The sequence below is a fragment of the Bradyrhizobium pachyrhizi genome, from assembly GCF_029714545.1.
Taxonomy (GTDB): Bacteria; Pseudomonadota; Alphaproteobacteria; order Rhizobiales; family Xanthobacteraceae; genus Bradyrhizobium; species Bradyrhizobium pachyrhizi.
Genome location: NZ_CP121667.1, coordinates 3,921,515 through 3,938,037, shown reverse-complemented (window position 1 = coordinate 3,938,037; position 16,523 = coordinate 3,921,515). Strand labels below are relative to the sequence as shown.

The following is a 16,523-nucleotide window of genomic DNA, read 5'->3' as shown; positions in this document are numbered from 1 at the left end:
TTCCGGAATTGACGGGGCCTAAAAGGAAGCGAGGCCAGCATTACGCAGATCTGTAATGAGCATGGAGGACGGCGCGTGCGTGATGCACAAGGGCGGCTTTGCGTTCGCGGTCGCAAGCTGCGGGGTGAGGCCGCAGGCCCAGAACAGCGGGATCTCGTGCGGAAGCACCTCTCCCGAACCTACCTCCCTGTACCTCTTCGACAGGTCCACTCCGATCAAGCCGGGATCGCCGATATGAACGGGAGCACCATGAACGTTCGGAAAGCGCGACGTTATCTGGATGGCACGAATAGCCTCCCTGGCCGCGAACGGTCGCATCGTGACCACCAGCTTCGCACGGAAGTCACCGGCAGGCATCGTATCTACCGTCGTCTCATAGACGCCAGCCACTTCGCCACGCTCGAGATACCTGAGCGCAATTCCCGCTTCCACCAAGGCGTACTCGAACGAAAAGGAGCAACCCAAAGCGAAGGTCACCAGGTCATTCTGCCAGAGCCGGGATATGTCGGTCACTTCTTCCGCGAGTTGTCCATCGCGAAAGACGTGGTACCGCGGCACATCGGTGCGGATGTCAATATCCTCCCCCAGGGTGGGAAGACAGGGATCGCCGACATCCGACCGGGCAATCAGGGGGCATGGCTGCGGATTGCGTTGGCAGTACAGAAGGAAATCTTCCGCATGGCTTCGAGGAAGAATGCAGATGTTCGCCTGCACGCGATCCGGTGCGAAGCCGGCCGTGTAGCCGACATAAGCACCGGAGCGCACCGCCTTACGGACCGAGGTGACGTCGCGCGTATCGAAATCAGGAGCCCGACTGTTCATGGCACCGCCTTGGTCGCAGGCGCCTCGACGGGCGCGTAATCCGACATCGGTCGAGCCATTGTATTGGTCGCGAGTTCGAGCGAACGTCCGCCAGTTTCACGTCCAAGCAACGCCATGGTAACGGCCTGCACGAAAAGTAGCCCGCCGATCGTGGACAGCACCGCAGCGACGCCCCAGTTGTTGAAGAGATAGACAACGCCGAAGGGAACCACAGCCGTCGTAAGCCTCGCTATTCCAACACAGACGGCGTTGCAGCGCATACGAACCGACGTCGGGAAGAGCTCAGGCAAATAGACCGCCTGGATCGTCGCGAGAAGAAAGTAGATCAACGCGAAGGTGGCGAAGCCGATGCCCACGGCAGCGACCTGTGAAGTGGCTTGGCCGAACAGCACTGTCATGACGGCCGCACCGATAGAGCCGCCGATGATCGCGACGCGTCGACCCAAACGATCGACCCAAAGCCGGGCGACGAATGCTCCCGTTGGCGCGCCGAGGGACATGAGCGCGGACTGGCCGAGGGTCTGATTGATCGGGATGCCCTGCTTGAGAAGGAAAGTCGGGATCCACGAGACGAGGCCATACAGGGCTGCGAACATGATGACCTGTAAAACCGTTCCGAGGACCAGAGGCCGAATGAACGCCTTTTGCCAAATTGACCCGGGTGCAACTGCAGGCCGCCACTCCGGAGCGTCTAGTTCGCCGTGCTCTCTGCGAGCCTCATGCTCGATAGCAGAAACGACCTGGTCCGCTTCGCTGAACCGCCCCTTGACCTCCAGCCAGCGCGGAGACTCGGGAAGCGCCTTTCGAAGCCATAAGATGACCAGTGCTCCAACGCCGGGGACAGCGAACATAACGCGCCAACCGAATACCGGGATGAGCGCCCAGCTCAGCAGGGTCGACACCAGTAGCCCCATGCTGGAAATCATCGAGAGCGTGGAAACCCAGCGCCCCCGCTGCTGCGGCGGCACGAACTCGGCAAGCGTCCCATAGCCCAGGACGATCTCGGCACCGAGGCCAACGCCGCAAAGGAACCGCAGAAAAACGACCCATTCCATGTTGGGCGCCGCCGCACCGGCGAGCGAGGCCAGACCAAAGATCGCCAAATTCCACTGGAAGGTCACCCGGCGACCGAGCAAATCCGCGACGACGCCGGCCCCGACCGTTCCCAGAAACATGCCCAGGAATGTCGCGGACACGAAGTACGCATTCAGGTCGAGACTGGAGAAGCCGGTTGAGAGAAACACGCCCAGCACTGCGCCGGCTATGTAGATATCGAGGTTGTCAAAGAACATGCCGCCACCCACAAGGGCGACGATACGCTTGTGAACCTTCGAGATCGGAAGGCGGTCGAGGCGTGCCGATACCGAGCTGGCTTGCTGCATTTTCTCCCCTTCTGGATTTTGTGGTTGTTTTACTTATCGCCTTGCGACGCAGTCGATTTCGATCAGAGCGTCCCTTACGAGATCGGTGACGCCGACGCAGGTCCTCGTCGGTCGATGATCCGGGTGAAAAAACCGGGAGTAGACCTCGTTCATCTCGTCGTAATCGCGTTTGAAGTTGGTGAGAAACGCGCGGACGCTGACCACGTTTTCGATCTTCAGGCCGAGGCTCCCCAGCACCCGTTCCATGTTCTTGAGGGTCTGCTCCGTCTGCGACGCGATACCTTCAGGAAGTGGCGAGCCGGGGTCATCGAGGTTTCTCGCAAATTGACCCGTCAAAAACACAAATCCATCGGCCTCGACCGCGTGGCTGCTCGGCGACATCGACGGGGGTAACCCCGGCACCGTGTGGCGCGTAATCGTGCTCATCATCACCTCGTTCGGAATCTCTCAGGCCCGGATCCGGCGCAAATGCCGTCCGCATCGACCACTGTCATGGAGGTGACAGTATTGCGCTCTGTCGAGAAAAGGCCTCTAAGTTGGGCCGGATCCCGTGATTTTGTTGCGCGCCATGGCACCGACACAAGAACTTCGCTTGAATGACCTTGATCCTCAGGATCTTGCGATCCTGGAGATTCTTCAGCGAAACAACACAACTCCACAGCGGACGATCGGAGAAATGGTCAACCTGTCCGCGGCTGCGGTGCAGCGACGGATCAGCCGTCTGGAAAAGCACGGCGTCATCCAGGGTAACGTCGCCATCCTGAACCCCGCGTCAGTTGGTCAACCAATTACCGTTCTGGTGGAGGTCCAGATCGAGAATGAGCGGCTTGACCTGCTGGAGGCGTCGAAGGGGAGTTTCGCCTCGGCCCCGGAAGTGCAGCAATGCTACTACGTGACGGGAGAAACAGACTTCGTGCTCGTCGTAACAGTGGGGTCCATGCAGGAATACGAACAGTTGACCAAGCGCCTGTTCTTCGAAAACCACAATATCAAGCACTTCAAAACCCTGGTCGTGATGGACCGGGTGAAGGCGTCGATGGCCTTGATCCTGCCGAAGTAAGGATCGCGAAATCTTGCCGCTATCATCCAACTCTGCGGCACAGGCAACGCATTGGCCTTCGTGCGCCGCAGCTTCCAGCCGGCAGCGGGCGAGCGCTGCGGCGACCACCTCGTCGCGGCGTACATAGCGAAGGTCAACGGGATGAAAAGTGAATTTCTGAAGCTTACAGCGAGCGACAGCAATTGAGCGGGAAGTCGCACACCGCGCACAAACCCTTCGGCGCAAGCTCTGCACATGCGATCGCAAATCCATATCCTCCAGAAAAGGGAGGATCTGCTCTCGTTCATACTTCCTCTTTGATCTTCGAGTGCACATGCCGTGCACTCGCAGCCCTATAACCTATTGAAACTCTGAACTCTCACTCCAGTCCATTGTTGAGCCTTCCGGAGCCATCTCATGCCAATTACGCCAAGGCAAACCGTCTAAGCCGCGGTTTGTCTGAAGGGTTTCTTGCCAGCCCGCAATCTCATTAGGCGCCCGATCGACTGTCCGACGCGTCAGCGTCTCGCTGTAGCCACCAGTGCAGCAAGGAGAACACTGGATCGGCCTCCAGGTGATGTTCGAACACCCCTTTAACCTCGGTTCCGATGACCACGGTCTGCCGGGGATCGCCCAGCAGATTACCCACCATGCGTACGCCACCGGCGTGTGGCAGCTCAACGAGCAGCGCGAGATATGGGGCGCACTGCTTTAGCGCCGGGTGGGATGGATGCCACACGCGTTCCCAACTGTAGATGCGGCCAGTCGGCTCGACGTCAGTCCACGTGAGATCAAAGGAATGACAATTGTGGCAAATCCATTCGGGCCCGAACTGCCAGGTGCAGCAGCGATCGCAGCGTTGCACCAGTAGGCGATTTTCACGCAAGCCCATCCAATAGGGTGTCGAGAGGCCGTCCGGCTCGCCCACTGGAATGGGCAACCCGACAGGGAGATAGTGCGTAGGTCCACTCATAACGTTGCCTCCGAACCCAGGATGAGGTTACTGGCCGGCGTCACCATCGGGCCGCCGATCACCAACGCAACATCATTTCGTCGAGCCTGGCTCGTCGACGCGCCACGCACCTGACGAACAGCTTCCAGCACCAGCTCAAAGCCGTGCATGTAGCATTCGGCAAGGTTGCCGCCACTGGTGTTGAGCGGGAGCCTCCCGGATGGAGCGATCAAATTGTCGAAAGTCAGGAAGTCGTTGGCCTTCTCGGGCCTGAAGAAGCCATGCTCCGCCAGCGCCATCACGACACCGCCGGTGAAGTTCTCGTACGCCTGGACCACGCCGACATCTGACGGCCCTACCCCGGCCGTGCGGTACAGATCGGGGGCAACTGTGTCGAAGCTCGCGGTAGCGTAGAGCGGCGCGTTGTGCGCCGTCGCGGCTGCACGATGGCCCGAGCCGAAGGCCGCACCGAGTACGTAGGCCGGCTTGGACGCGAAGTCCTTGGCGCGCTCTACCGATACCAGCAGCAAGGCCGCCGCTCCGTCATTCTCCATGCAGCAATCGTAGAGATGGAATGGCTCCACGATCCAGCGCGAGGCATCGTATTTCTCCGCGTGCAGCGGCCTGCCATGCATCACGGCACGCGGGTTGGCCTGGGCATGATGATAGGAGGCGAGAGCAATCGAGCGTAGCGCCTCCTGCCGCACGCCATGCTCGTGCATGTAGCGCTGCACTCGCATGGCAAAGCGCTGCGGGGGCGCCAGCACACCATAGGGCATCAGATAGGACCGTTCGCCGGAAACGGTGTGAATCCCGGCTGCCTGTCCGAAACGGCCATATTGGCCCTGCGCCAATGAACGGAACACCACGACACAATCGGCAAGGCCTGCGACGATCGAGGCGGCCGCGTTGGCGACCGCCGCGCAGCAACCGCCACCGCCTCCGCCCCATTGCATGGTGGCGGAGCGCAATCGATGCGTGCCCAGCGCTGCAGCCAGCCGTGACGCCTCGCTGCGATCGTCGCTGTAGGAAGAGAAACCATCGATCTCGCGGGGATCGAGCCCGGCATCCTCGCAAGCCGCCAGGATCGCCTTCAGCGCGAGCTTGAATTCCGGATCGGGAGAAGCGCCATAACGATAATATTCGGTTTCACCGATCCCGATCACGGCCACGCGGCCCCGCAGCGTGCGCTCGTCTTGCGCGCGCCCGGTCACGGCTTGGCATCCCGTTGCGAAGCCTGGCTGCCGAAGGCTCCGCCCTTGGCGAGCCGCGCGACCTCCGCCTCATCATAGCCGAGCAACTCGCGCAGCACGTTTCCGGTGTGCTGCCCAACGGCCGGTGCTGCAACGGGATCGACGATCGGCGTCCGCGAATAGCGGATCGGCAGGTTCACGTTCGGCACCCAGCCCACCGCCTCGTGCGGGATCCGGGTAACGATGCTGCGCTCCCTCGCCTCCGGCGAACGGATCGCCTCGCCGACGGTCCGCAGCTGGCCGCAGGGCACGCCGGCCGCACGCATCCGCGACTGCCAGTGCGACCAGGGCTGCCGGGCAAAGGCATCACCGAGGATCGCGAACAACTCCTCGCGCCTGCGGATTCGGTCAGGGCCGGTTGCATAAATCTCGGCCGCCGCGAGATCCTCGCGCTCAAGGACCTGCGCCATCAGGCGTTGGAAGATCTTGTCATTGCCGCAGTTGATATAGAACGAGCAATCGCTCGCCAGGAACACGCCCGACGGACACGTGTCCGGGCTGGTGTTGCCGCTTCGCTTCGGATCGGTGCCATTGAAGAGCGACTGCGTGGTCGCGTAGCCGGTCATCAGGACGGCATTGTCGAACAACGACACCTCGATGGCCTGGCCTTGCCCGCTGCGCTCGCGCGCCAACAACGCGCCAAGGATTGCATTGCTCGCCATCATCGCGGTGCTGATGTCCATCACCGGCGACAAGGCCCGCACCCCTTCCCGGTCGGCGTAGCCGTTCATCGACACGAAGCCGCTCTCGACCTGCGCGATCGGATCGAAGCCGAGCCGGTCCGCAAACGCCCCGTCGCGGCCATAGGCCGACACCGAGCAATAGATGATCTCGGGCTTGATCTTGCGGCAGCTCTCATAGTCGAGCCCGAGCCGGGCCATCACGCTCGCCGAAAAGTTTTCGACGAGGACGTCCGCCGTCGCGATCAGCTCACGCGCAACCTTCAGGCCCTCCGGGGACTTCAGATCGAGAGCAACGCTGCGCTTGTTGCGGTTGGTCCAGAGGAACGGCGCACCGTGCTTGAGATCGGGATGCACCGGGGGATAGCGGCGCAGATCGTCGCCGCGGCCCGGCGCCTCGATCTTGATCACCTCGGCGCCCATGTCGGCCAGGATCATGGTCGCAAACGGTCCCGCGATGAAATGCGAGAAATCGATCACCCGAATCCCCTCGAGCGCCTTTGGCGCGCCGGGAGGACGAGGCGTGTGCTCGGGGAAATCGGCTTCGAGCTGGTCCAGCATCGGGAGATCCGTTGGTTTGAGAAATGTTGATCCGAGGACCGCGGCTGTCGTCAGTTACTCTTCGGTGGCTCGACGAGCGGGCATCCACCCTGGTCGAGCGGCCGGAAGGCTTCTGGCCCGGACAACACGCCGACCTGCTCCAGCAGATCCCACTTGCTCTTCGACGCAGTCGGGCTCTTCACCTTCAGGATATACATGTTGTGAATGGCGCGGCCGTCGGCGCGCACCACGACCGGCCCGAACAAGGCGTCGTCGATCGGCGTCTCCTTCAACTTCTGGATCACGGCCGGCGCGTCATTGGTTCCTGCCGCCAACGCCGCATTGAGATAGGCCAGCACGGACGAATAGACGCCGGCATGGAAGGCCGTCGGCGATTGCCCATGCTGCCGCTCGCTGAATCTGGCCGACCATGCGCGGCTGGCATCGTTGAGGTCCCAGTAGAACGGCTGGGTGATGATCAGCCCCTCGCCGACCGCGAGGCCGCTCGACTCGACATCGTTGGTGGTGGTCAGCAGCGCCGCGAAGGTACGCCCACTCTGCTTTAGTCCGAACTCGGCGGACTGCTTGATCAGGCTGACGGTGTCGCCGCCGGCGGTCGCGAACGCGATCAGATCGGCGCCCGAGCCTTCTGCCTGTAGAATGAACGACGCGTAGTCCGCATTATTGATCGGCACGTTGACCGATCCGAGAACGGTGCCGCCGCCGGCGCCGATCACCGCCGTCCCATCGCGCACCATCGACTTGCCGAGCGCATTGTCGGTGGCGATGAAGTACCATTTCTTGCCACCGTGACGCACGAGATAGGCGCCGATGGTGTGCGAGGCCGCCCAGGTGTCGAAGGTCCATTGAATCGTATTGGGTGAGCAGTATTTTCCGGTCAGGTCGGAAGACGCCGCACTCGACGCGATCAGCGCCGCCTTGGTGCCGCGCACGACCTCGTTGACGGCGAGCCCGACGGCCGAGTTCGGCACATCAGCGACTGCATCGACCTTCTCCTGATCGATCCAGCGGCGCGCGATTGCGGCGCCGACATCGGCCTTGTTCTGGTGATCGGCCGAGACGATCTCGACCTTGAAATCCGGATGAAGCCGCATGAAGTCCTCGGTCGCCATTTTGGCCGCCGTCACCGAACCTCCGCCGGCATTGTCCGAATAAGGGCCGGACGCGTCGTTGAGCACACCGATCTTGAGGGAGCGCGCAGCGTCCGCCGACGCGGGCGCACTGGCGCAAGCGGCCAGGAGGGCTATTCCGACAATACGCGAAAGATACTTCATTGTTTCCACCCGTCGTATGTTGTTGTCTTAGAGATCGAGCACGAGCGTGCGGGACTTGGCGCCCGAGCAGCAGATCATGACGCTCTTGTTCGCCGCCTGCTCTTCCTCGCTCAGAAACTGGTCGCGATGATCGGGTATGCCCTCGAGCACGCGCGTCTCGCAGGTGCCACAGACCCCCTCGGTGCAGGCGTAGTTCGCGGCTATCCCGGCATCCAGCAGCGCATCGAGGATGGTCTTCCCGGCCTCGACCGCGATGGTGCGGTTGCTTCGTGTCAGCTTGACGTCGAAGCCGCCCTCGGTGGCCGGGGCTTCCCGTGCCTTGAAATATTCGACATGCACGCGATCGGCCAGACGATCGGCCGTCGCCGCCTCGAACGCCTCGAGCATGGGCAGCGGACCGCAACAATAAAGATGCGCGTGAGCCGGCGCGTTCCTGACGATCGCCGGCAGATCGAAAACCCGTCCCGATCGCTCGTCGTCGAAATCGACATGGACCCTCGATCGATACGTGCCGAGTTCGTCGAGAAATGCGGCAGCGGCGCGCGTCCTTGCGGCGTAGAACAGGTCCCATCGGCATCCGAGCGCTTCCAGGCGCCGGATCATTGACAGCAGCGGCGTGATGCCGATACCGCCAGCGATCAGGACCGAATGCTCAGCCTCATCCTGAAGTGCGAAGTTGTTGCGCGGCCCGGAGATCGCGATGATGTCCCCGACCCTGACAGCGTCGTGAATGAAGCTGGAGCCGCCGCGGCTCCCGGCATCCTTGTTGACCGCGATGACGTAGCGATGCCGCTCGCACTGATCGTTCACCAGCGAGTAGCTGCGGATCATGCCGTTCGGCAGATGCAGGTCGATATGGCTGCCGGCTGTGAACGGGGCCAGCTCGCTGCCCGTCCGCGCGATCAGCTCGTAGGAGTGGATCCGCTCGGCCTCGTAGCCAATGCGCTTGACCAGAACCTTCTGGTTGGATGCGCTCACAGCTCGTACCCGAAATCGGCACCGAGCTTCGCCCGCATGAACGGTGCGCCGGCATCGACCCAGGAATCCTCCGGCGGCAGCCGCAGCGACACCGCCCGCACCATGAACACGTCGGGGTCCAACACACCCTTCGGCTTGATCGCGTGATCGCGATAGGCGCCGAGCGCCTCCAGGATGAAGCGCCGCGTCATCGCGATGCCGGTATCGCTCGAACAGAGCGTCTCCCTGGTGCGATCGAAAATCGGCGAGACGCCGCTCTGGCACGCACCGTCCTGCACCCAGAGCCCCGGCAGGCCCGAGAACCAGGTGGTCCGCTGAGCCTCGTAGTCGAACTGGAATCCGTTCTGCGGGTTGTATCTGGTCCAGTAGCCGGCATACGGCACCGTCACCGGGTGCTGCACGAGAACGTGGCGGCTGGCGTGGCCACTCTCGCGGCCCTTGTGTCCTTCTGCAAAGACCTGCCGCGTCTTCTCCAGCAGCGGCTCCGACGGATGATAGGAGAACATGATACAGAGCGTGTTCTCGTCATCGATGGGCACCCAGGCATGCCCGCTCAGATCCGGGAACGGAGACAGCGGGGGCACCAGCGTATAGAACGGCAGAAGGAACTGGTTGACCCGCCAATACAACGTGTTGGCATCGTAATTCCGCCGCGCGGCGATGCTCATGCCGAAATCCTGCTTGATGCATTCGAAGGTCGGGCGCAGGTCGCGCTTCTGAATCCAGGCGCTCGTCGTGCCCTGCGCATCCAGCCGTCCATGAAGCAGCGGCGCGTGCGCCGAATCGATCTCGCCCTCGACCGCCTGCAGCCAATTGCACTCCTGGACGCGAACCGAGATGTGCACCTGCTCGGCCGGCACGAGATTCCATTCGAGGTTCGGCAACGGCGGAAGCTCGGCCTGGTCCGGACCCATATAGGTCCAGATCATCCCGTTGCGCTCCTTGCAGGGATAGGCCTTGATCCGCACCCGCTCCTTGAGGCGGCTGCGCACCGGCTCTGCCGGCATGTCAGTCACGGCACCGGTGACGTCGAATTTCCAGCCGTGATAGACGCAGCGCAGCCCGCAATCCTCGTTTCTTGCGAAGATCAGCGGTGCGCCGCGATGCGGGCAGGCCTGGTCGACCAGTCCGACGCGGCCCTCGGTGTCGCGGAAGGCGACCAGATCCTCGCCCAGCAGCCGGATGCGCTTCGGTTGCCCGTCCTTGCTGAGATCCGCCGACGGCAGAAATGGAATCCAGTAAAGGCGAAAGAGGTCGCCGAGCGGCGTGCCCTTGCCGACCCTCACCAGGCGTTCATTGTCTTCGCGCGAGAGCATGGGTTTGCCTCCTTCAATTGCGTGTGGCCGGGCCCGTCGCGCCGCCGAGAAGCGTGGCGACACGGTCAGACAGTCCAAGATCCTGAGCGGTCCAAAGCGGATCGGATGCGGTGAGCGGCTTGCGTGGGATCGGAGGCTGCTTGCCCTCCTCCACCAGGCGGACGATCAATTCGATGCGGCGCCGCTCGAGCTCGCGCAGAGCCTCCTCGACGACGGAGGCTTCCGCCGTGCACCCCGGCAGCTCCCGATAGGCAAGTCGAACCCGCCACTGCCCCGGCTCGGTTTCGACCGCCTCGGCCTCAAGCAGATAGGGGATCGACAGCAGCTCACGCAGGTCCAAGTTCAACCTCCCTGAACGATGTCTACGCATCGCGTTTGATACGTATACGTACTACATAGCCGGAGGGCTGGCAAGAGCCGAGGGCGCGATCCATCGCGCGCGGAACAGACTTGGACCGCGGTTTGCCACAGGGTTGAGGACGTCAGGCCAAGCTGCTAACGGCTAAGGCGAATTCGAAACATCGCAGCTGGGATTCAACGACGGCATGGCAGCCGACAAGGGTATGAAGACGAACTTGGCCACAGACATCGCGCGCGACTGGCAACTCGAAGGCGGCGTCGGATTTCTGCTGCGGCTGCTGGAGGCCCGCTACGACGGCCTCTACCAAAGCATGACGCGCCAGAGCGATATCACGCCGCGGCAGTTCGGCGTGCTGATGGCGCTGTATCAGTTGGGGCCCCTCACCCCCTCCGTGCTGGCGGAGCGGATCAGTTGCGACCGCAACACGCTGAGCGAAATGCTCAAGCGCATGGTCGCGCGCCGGCTGGTCTCAAAGAAGGATAATCCGGACGACCGCCGCTCGCTCCAGGTGCAGATCACCGCCAAGGGAGAGGAAGCGCTTCTGGCCGTCATTCCGGCCGCCGCTGAGCTGCAAAACATCATGCTGGCTCCGCTGCGCAAGGAAGACCGCGCGCATTTCCTGAAATGTCTACTTGCGATCGCGAAGGCTCCGCCGCCAGACGCTCCGGCCGATACCTGAGGTGCCGACGCGCGGCCCTCCTAGGCCGGCGCCTTTCCAAATGTGCCGGCGGCAGCAAGTGCAGCGATTGCGTCGGGCGACAATTCCAGGATCCGCGACAACACATCATCCCGCTGCGCGCCGATCCCGGGAACGCGGCTTCCTATCGGCGTATCGGCCCCGGACATCTGCCATGGCGCATTGACGCCGACGAAGTCGCCGGCGCCATCCGAGACCGTCCCGAACACACCGCGCTGGCGCAAATGGTCATCGGTCAGCGCCGCGCCCGGCGTCCGGTAATCGGCGCAAGGAACGCCGGCGCGATCCAGCGCCGCGATGCATTCAGCGACAGTGTGGCGCTCCGTCCATTTCTCGATCACCTGCATCATGGCGGTCCAATTGGCGCCGCGCGCCGGAATGGTCGAAAAGCGGGGGTCGTTCACCAGCTCTTCCTGCCCAGTCACCTCGCACAGCGCCGCGAAATTACGCGGCGTGACCGGGGCGATCAGGATATCGCCGTCGCGCGTGCGGACCGGCCCATAGGTCGGGCGCGGCGCACGGATCGGGAATTGCGCTTCCTGAAGTTCATAGACCAGCAGATTCAGCATGCAGTCCATCAAGGCTACATCGACGCGCTGTCCTTTCCCGGTGCGCGTACGCTGGACCATCGCGGTCTGGATCGCGGAATAGCCGAAGATACCGCCGAGGATATCGGCCACAAAAATAGCGCCCGGCGCGGGACGCTCCCGGTCGCCGGCATAGCGCATCAGGGAGTGATCGAATCCACTCTCGGCATGCACGATCATCGCATAAGCCGCGCGCTCGGCGGCTGGGCCTGACTGGCCATAACCCGAGATCGAGCAATAGATGAGGCGCGGGTTGATCTCGCGAAGCGTCTCGTAGCCAAGGCCGAGGCGGTCCATCACGCCAGGGCGGAAATTCTCGACGAGAATGTCCGCCTCCGCGACCATGCGATGTACGAGCCTGATGGCGTCGGCATTCTTCAGGTCCAGCGCCAGGCTACGCTTTCCGGCATTGAGCTGGCCGAAATAGGTGCTGTGGCCTTCGCGCAGCGGCGTTCGCAACCGCATATCGTCGCCTTCCGGAGGCTCGATCTTGATGACCTCGGCGCCGACGTCGGCGAGCAGCCGCGCGCAATAGGGCCCCGCCACCATGATCGAGAAATCGAGCACGCGCACGCCGGCGAGCGGCGCCCTGTCGCCATCCTTCTGCATCCGATCTCTCCTATCTCGGCATCCCGAGCGCGCGTTGCGCGATCAGACTGCGCTGAATCTCATTTGTCCCGATGCTGATGACCCACATCAGCGAATGCCGCAGGTTTTGCTCGAAGCGGCCGTTGTCGATCGCGCCCGGCATCTGCTCGGACAGCGCGGCGCGCATGCCAAGGATGTCGAGCGCAGCCTCGCCAAAGCGCTCCATCAGTTCACCGGAAAACACCTTGCTGATCGCGCCATATTCCGGCGGCGTCATGCCGTCGGCGGCAAGTTCGGCGCAATGCATCATCAAGAGCCGGCCGATCTCGATCTCTGACGCCAGGGTCGCCATCCTGTCGCGGATCATTGGATCATCAGCGAGAGACCGATCACCTTGCTTCGCCATTACATGCAAACGCAGCTGCTCGAAGGCGTGCGCGACCTTCAGGACGATCCCGCCACCGACCAGCCCGCGCTCGAAGGCCAGCGCGCCGGTCAACACTTTCCAACCGCCATTGACCCCGCCAACCAGGTTCTCGGAGGGGATGCGGACATTATCGTAGAAGATGTTGGCAAACGTGCCATCATACATGGTAGCAGACGGACGGACCGTGATGCCCGGCGAATCCATCGGCACGATGAACATGCTGATGCCCGCGTGCGGCGGCTTCGTGTCCTTGTCGGTCCGCGCGGCGAGGAACATGTATTTGCCCCACCAGGTGGTGGTCCAGATCTTCTGGCCGTTGATCACCCAGTGATCGCCGTCCCTGGCCGCACTGGTGCGCAGCGCCGCAAGGTCCGACCCTGCCTGCGGCTCGCTGTAGCCCATACCGTGCATCGCTTCGCCACGCAGGATTTCCGGAAGGTATTTCTGCTGCTGCGCTGCCGTGCCAAACATCATCAGCGCATTGGCCTGGATCGCCGCGCCGATTCGCGGCGCCTCGCCCCGCTCCATCGTCTCCATGAAGGCGATCTGCTCCAGCGGCGATCGCGCCTGGCCGCCGAATTGCTTTGGCCATCCAAGGCCGATCCATCCGGTCTCACCGATGTCGCGGGCGAAGCCGGCATCGAACTCACGCTTGGCGAACGGCCTTACGTCGAACGCTTGCTTCGTATCTCCAGTCCAGTTTTGCTCGAGCCAGAACCGGATCTGATCACGAAACGCATTCCCAGCCGACCCGAGGTCATATTGCGGCAGCCCGACGCCGCCCGCATCCAGCAGCCGCGCTGCCAGCCCGCTCTTGGCATCCGAGGCGCCGCCGAGCGCAACCGTATCGAGATGCACGCGCTTGAAGTGGATTGGCGCCTCGTGCTCTTCGGCATAGCCGATGGCACCGAACGTATGCTGGATCTCCAGCGACACCTGCCGCAGCGCATGACCGGAGAACGCCGATGCGCAATCGGCGAAGTAGCGCCAGCCGCCCTCGCCGCCATCATGCAGTCTGGCGGCATGATCGAGGATCAACCTGACGCCTTCTAGCGCGATCAGGCAGTCGGCCAGCTTGTGCTGGATGGCCTGGAACCTGCCGATCGGCTGCCCGAACTGATGCCGCTCCTTGGCGTAATCCACGGCGAGCTCAAAGGCACGCCGCGCCGCGCCGTGAGCGCGCGCGGTCAACATCGCTCTGCCCTTGATGCGGAGATGGTCGAGATCGACCGTACCTGCGGGAATGCGCGTGAGCGGCGCTTCGTTCAGCCGGACCTCATAGAGCCCCCACGCTCCCATCGCGCGAGTTGCGACGCACTCGACACCGGGACCACCAAGATTGATCAGCGCAAGTTGGGCCTGGTCTAGAACGACCAGAAGATGCGTCGCGCCTCCGGCAGCCTCGACAAAACGAAGCGTGCCCTTTGCCTTGAGGTCCGCGACCTCAACCGCTCCTGTGCCGGCGTCCGGATCCAGCGCGCCGAATGAGAAGGCAACGGTCGCCTTCGCGGACTGCAGCCGATCCAGCAGATCCACTGCGACATCGACCTGCGATCCGGAGATCGCAAGATTGGCGAGCGCCGCAGACCACATCGGCGCCGGACAGCCGGCCCGGCCGAGTTCCGCCATGACGATGAGGATTTCGGCGAGCCCGCCTTCGCCGCTCTCCGCACCAAGCGCGGCGACGCCCAGCCCAACGAGCTTGCGCCAGATCGCCGACACCTCTTCCGGCGAGGACGGCGCCGCTAAACCGAGTGGACGCCAATGCTCGTCCAGGAAACCGCGCAAGGAATCGCGCAGCACTCCTGCGACATCGTCATTCGACGCTTCGATCGCCGCCATGGTGAAGCCCCGCGCTATGCCTGGCCGAACCTGGGCTTCCGCTTCTCCTTGAACGACATAGTCGCTTCCTTGTGGTCGGCAGTCTCGAACGTCACCTGCTCCAGCGCCATCGACGCCTCCAGCAGCATGTTGACCCGCTCCTTGACGATCTGGTTGATCGACAGCTTGGTCCAGCGAATGGCCCAGGTCGGACCGTTCGCGAGCTCGACCGCGATCGCGCGGGCCTTGGCCAACACCTCCGCGCGCGGCGCGACATGATTGACCAGCCCGATCCGCTCCGCCTCATTTCCCTTCAGGAGTGTGCCGCGGATCAGGAATTCCTTGGCCTTGTTGATGCCGATCAGCAGCGGCCAGATCACGGTGCCGCCATCGCCCGCGACCAGGCCGACGCGCGAGACATGGGTGTCGCCGATCCGCGCGTCTTCCGCCATCACCGTGATGTCGCAAAGCAGCGCATGGGTAGCCGCAAGGCCGATGGCGTCGCCATTGATCGCCGCGATGATGGGCTTGTCGAGCTCGAGCTGGCGGGTGACTCCGCGGCGGCTAATCATGGGATCATGTACCTCGCCCTCTTCGAGCACATCGCCGCCAGGCCGCTCGGACATCGCCTTGACGTCGCCACCAACGCTGAAGAAGTCGCCGGCGCCGGTCAGCACCACAGCATTAACGGCATGATCGTCGGCGAGGTCGTCCCAGATCGTGCGCAACTCCCGGATCAGCTTCTGATTGATGGCATTGCGCGCCTGCGGGCGGTTCAAGGTCACGGTCGCGACCTTGTCCGCGACCTCGACCGTCAGGCATTCATACTTGGCGTAATTGGACACGTTTGCCTCCATTGTTTCGCTGTTTGAGTTATTGATTATTGGCAACTCAGGCGCGCGCGCTAGCGGCGCATCCCGGGCTGCACATCCGCCAATGCGACGTGAAGCGACATGGCGCCCGGATCCTGCTCGAGCATGCGTTGCACGGATTCCAGATGCGATCGCAGCAATCGGCTTGCCAGATCGACGTTCCGTTCGCTGAGCGCCGCCAGGAATTGCCGCCGCTTTTCCGCCAGCCGCGCCATCGCGACCCCGCTCGAGGCGACCTTGGCGTAGACGAAGCGCATGTGGATCTCGGTCACCGAGTCCACGATCATCGCAATCACTTTGTTGCCGGTCGAGGCCGCCAGCAGCTTGTAGAACTCGCGCGAACATTCGACCCGGTCGAGCAGCCGGCCCTCCTTCGTCGCAAGCTCCGTCCGCTCGATATTGGCTTCCAATGCATCGAGATCGGCCCGGCGGGCATTGGCACAAGCCAGCTGCACCACGAGGTCGAGGACGTGGACCCGCGCCTCCGACAATTCCCGCACCGAAATCGTGCCGAGGCTCAGCATGTCGCGCATGACCTCGTTCATGCGGCGGGTGTCGCCCTGCTGGATGAAGGCTCCGCCCTTGACGCCCTTCTGCAGCCGGAGCACGCCGGCCATTTCGAGGCTGCGCAGCGCTTCCCGCAGCACGTTGCGACTGACCCCGAGCTGTTGCGCAAGTTCGCGCTCGGCCGGCAGCTTGTCGCCGGGCTTCAGCACGCCGAGCGCCAGTTGCTCGCGAATGCGCTCGCAGATCTCCTCGAACGTCCGCCTGGTGTGAATTGGCTTGAATGTCGGCGCGGCCGGGGAGCCGACCGCACGATGATCGGAGACCCGCTCCCGGCGGCTCGGCGAGGCGGCACGGGAGCGCTGCGGCGCGCGGGGGCTTGACTTGGTGCTCATGCGGTGAACTATTA

Annotated in this window: 17 protein-coding genes; 3 read left to right on the top strand and 14 right to left on the bottom strand. The window is 63.1% G+C overall.

Going from position 1 to position 16,523, the window contains the following annotated elements; genetic code table 11:
• Positions 1-18: 18 nt before the first annotated feature.
• Genes QA639_RS17995 through QA639_RS17985 form a run of 3 tightly spaced genes read right to left on the bottom strand, consistent with a single transcriptional unit; the run spans position 19 to position 2,630 of the window.
• Positions 19-822 carry a putative hydro-lyase gene (locus QA639_RS17995; protein ID WP_283090376.1) on the bottom strand — a complete coding sequence of 268 codons (804 nt, stop codon included), beginning with the start codon at positions 820-822 and terminating at the stop codon, positions 19-21.
• Positions 819-2,204 carry an MFS transporter gene (locus QA639_RS17990; RefSeq protein ID WP_157341583.1) on the bottom strand — a complete coding sequence of 462 codons (1,386 nt, stop codon included), beginning with the start codon at positions 2,202-2,204 and terminating at the stop codon, positions 819-821. The genes QA639_RS17995 and QA639_RS17990 overlap by 4 nt, the downstream gene beginning before the upstream one ends.
• A gap of 33 nt (positions 2,205-2,237) precedes the next feature.
• Complete coding sequence (locus QA639_RS17985) at positions 2,238-2,630, bottom strand: RidA family protein (RefSeq protein WP_283090375.1); 393 nt, start codon at positions 2,628-2,630, stop codon at positions 2,238-2,240.
• A 142-nt stretch (positions 2,631-2,772) separates the two neighbouring features.
• On the opposite strand from QA639_RS17985, the gene QA639_RS17980 reads away from it, so the two are divergent.
• Together QA639_RS17980 and QA639_RS17975 are read left to right on the top strand one after the other, a co-directional pair.
• On the top strand, positions 2,773-3,264 hold the full coding sequence (locus QA639_RS17980; protein ID WP_028334214.1) for an Lrp/AsnC family transcriptional regulator: 492 nt from the start codon (positions 2,773-2,775) through the stop codon (positions 3,262-3,264).
• A gap of 51 nt (positions 3,265-3,315) precedes the next feature.
• The gene (locus QA639_RS17975) at positions 3,316-3,450 is read left to right on the top strand and encodes a hypothetical protein (protein ID WP_283090374.1); all 135 of its coding nucleotides are present in this window, start codon (positions 3,316-3,318) and stop codon (positions 3,448-3,450) included.
• A 283-nt stretch (positions 3,451-3,733) separates the two neighbouring features.
• Here the strand turns inward: QA639_RS17975 and QA639_RS17970 are convergent, their stop codons facing one another.
• The 7 genes from QA639_RS17970 to QA639_RS17940 all read right to left on the bottom strand — a co-directional run bounded on the left by QA639_RS17970 (position 3,734) and on the right by QA639_RS17940 (position 10,597).
• On the bottom strand, positions 3,734-4,135 hold the full coding sequence (locus QA639_RS17970) for a Zn-ribbon domain-containing OB-fold protein (protein ID WP_080667087.1): 402 nt from the start codon (positions 4,133-4,135) through the stop codon (positions 3,734-3,736).
• 77 nt (positions 4,136-4,212) lie between these two features.
• Positions 4,213-5,409: a thiolase C-terminal domain-containing protein gene (locus QA639_RS17965; protein ID WP_283090373.1), complete on the bottom strand. Its 1,197-nt coding sequence runs from the start codon at positions 5,407-5,409 to the stop codon at positions 4,213-4,215.
• A complete protein-coding gene (locus tag QA639_RS17960; protein WP_283090372.1) occupies positions 5,406-6,689 on the bottom strand; it encodes a CaiB/BaiF CoA transferase family protein in 1,284 nt (427 codons plus the stop codon). The genes QA639_RS17965 and QA639_RS17960 overlap by 4 nt, the downstream gene beginning before the upstream one ends.
• Before the next feature lie 50 nt (positions 6,690-6,739).
• A complete protein-coding gene (locus tag QA639_RS17955; RefSeq protein ID WP_283090371.1) occupies positions 6,740-7,963 on the bottom strand; it encodes an ABC transporter substrate-binding protein in 1,224 nt (407 codons plus the stop codon).
• 27 nt (positions 7,964-7,990) lie between these two features.
• Complete coding sequence (locus QA639_RS17950) at positions 7,991-8,941, bottom strand: PDR/VanB family oxidoreductase (protein ID WP_283090370.1); 951 nt, start codon at positions 8,939-8,941, stop codon at positions 7,991-7,993.
• A complete protein-coding gene (locus tag QA639_RS17945; RefSeq protein ID WP_283090369.1) occupies positions 8,938-10,257 on the bottom strand; it encodes a Rieske 2Fe-2S domain-containing protein in 1,320 nt (439 codons plus the stop codon). The genes QA639_RS17950 and QA639_RS17945 overlap by 4 nt, the downstream gene beginning before the upstream one ends.
• A 13-nt stretch (positions 10,258-10,270) precedes the next feature.
• Positions 10,271-10,597 carry a hypothetical protein gene (locus QA639_RS17940; RefSeq protein WP_283090368.1) on the bottom strand — a complete coding sequence of 109 codons (327 nt, stop codon included), beginning with the start codon at positions 10,595-10,597 and terminating at the stop codon, positions 10,271-10,273.
• Between the two features lie 205 nt (positions 10,598-10,802).
• Between QA639_RS17940 and QA639_RS17935 the strand changes: the two genes are divergently transcribed.
• Entirely contained in the window at positions 10,803-11,297 is a 495-nt protein-coding gene (locus tag QA639_RS17935) for a MarR family winged helix-turn-helix transcriptional regulator (RefSeq protein WP_283090367.1), read from the top strand.
• A gap of 20 nt (positions 11,298-11,317) precedes the next feature.
• On the opposite strand, the gene QA639_RS17930 is transcribed toward QA639_RS17935, so the two are convergent.
• Genes QA639_RS17930 through QA639_RS17915 form a run of 4 tightly spaced genes read right to left on the bottom strand, consistent with a single transcriptional unit; the run spans position 11,318 to position 16,509 of the window.
• The gene (locus QA639_RS17930) at positions 11,318-12,511 is read right to left on the bottom strand and encodes a CaiB/BaiF CoA transferase family protein (protein ID WP_283090366.1); all 1,194 of its coding nucleotides are present in this window, start codon (positions 12,509-12,511) and stop codon (positions 11,318-11,320) included.
• A 10-nt stretch (positions 12,512-12,521) separates the two neighbouring features.
• The gene (locus tag QA639_RS17925) at positions 12,522-14,759 is read right to left on the bottom strand and encodes an acyl-CoA dehydrogenase family protein (RefSeq protein WP_283090365.1); all 2,238 of its coding nucleotides are present in this window, start codon (positions 14,757-14,759) and stop codon (positions 12,522-12,524) included.
• Positions 14,760-14,773: 14 nt separating this feature from the next.
• Positions 14,774-15,583, bottom strand: coding sequence for an enoyl-CoA hydratase/isomerase family protein (locus QA639_RS17920; RefSeq protein ID WP_244482432.1), 810 nt, complete (start codon positions 15,581-15,583; stop codon positions 14,774-14,776).
• Positions 15,584-15,642: 59 nt separating this feature from the next.
• Positions 15,643-16,509: a FadR/GntR family transcriptional regulator gene (locus tag QA639_RS17915; RefSeq protein WP_283090364.1), complete on the bottom strand. Its 867-nt coding sequence runs from the start codon at positions 16,507-16,509 to the stop codon at positions 15,643-15,645.
• Positions 16,510-16,523 lie beyond the last annotated feature (14 nt).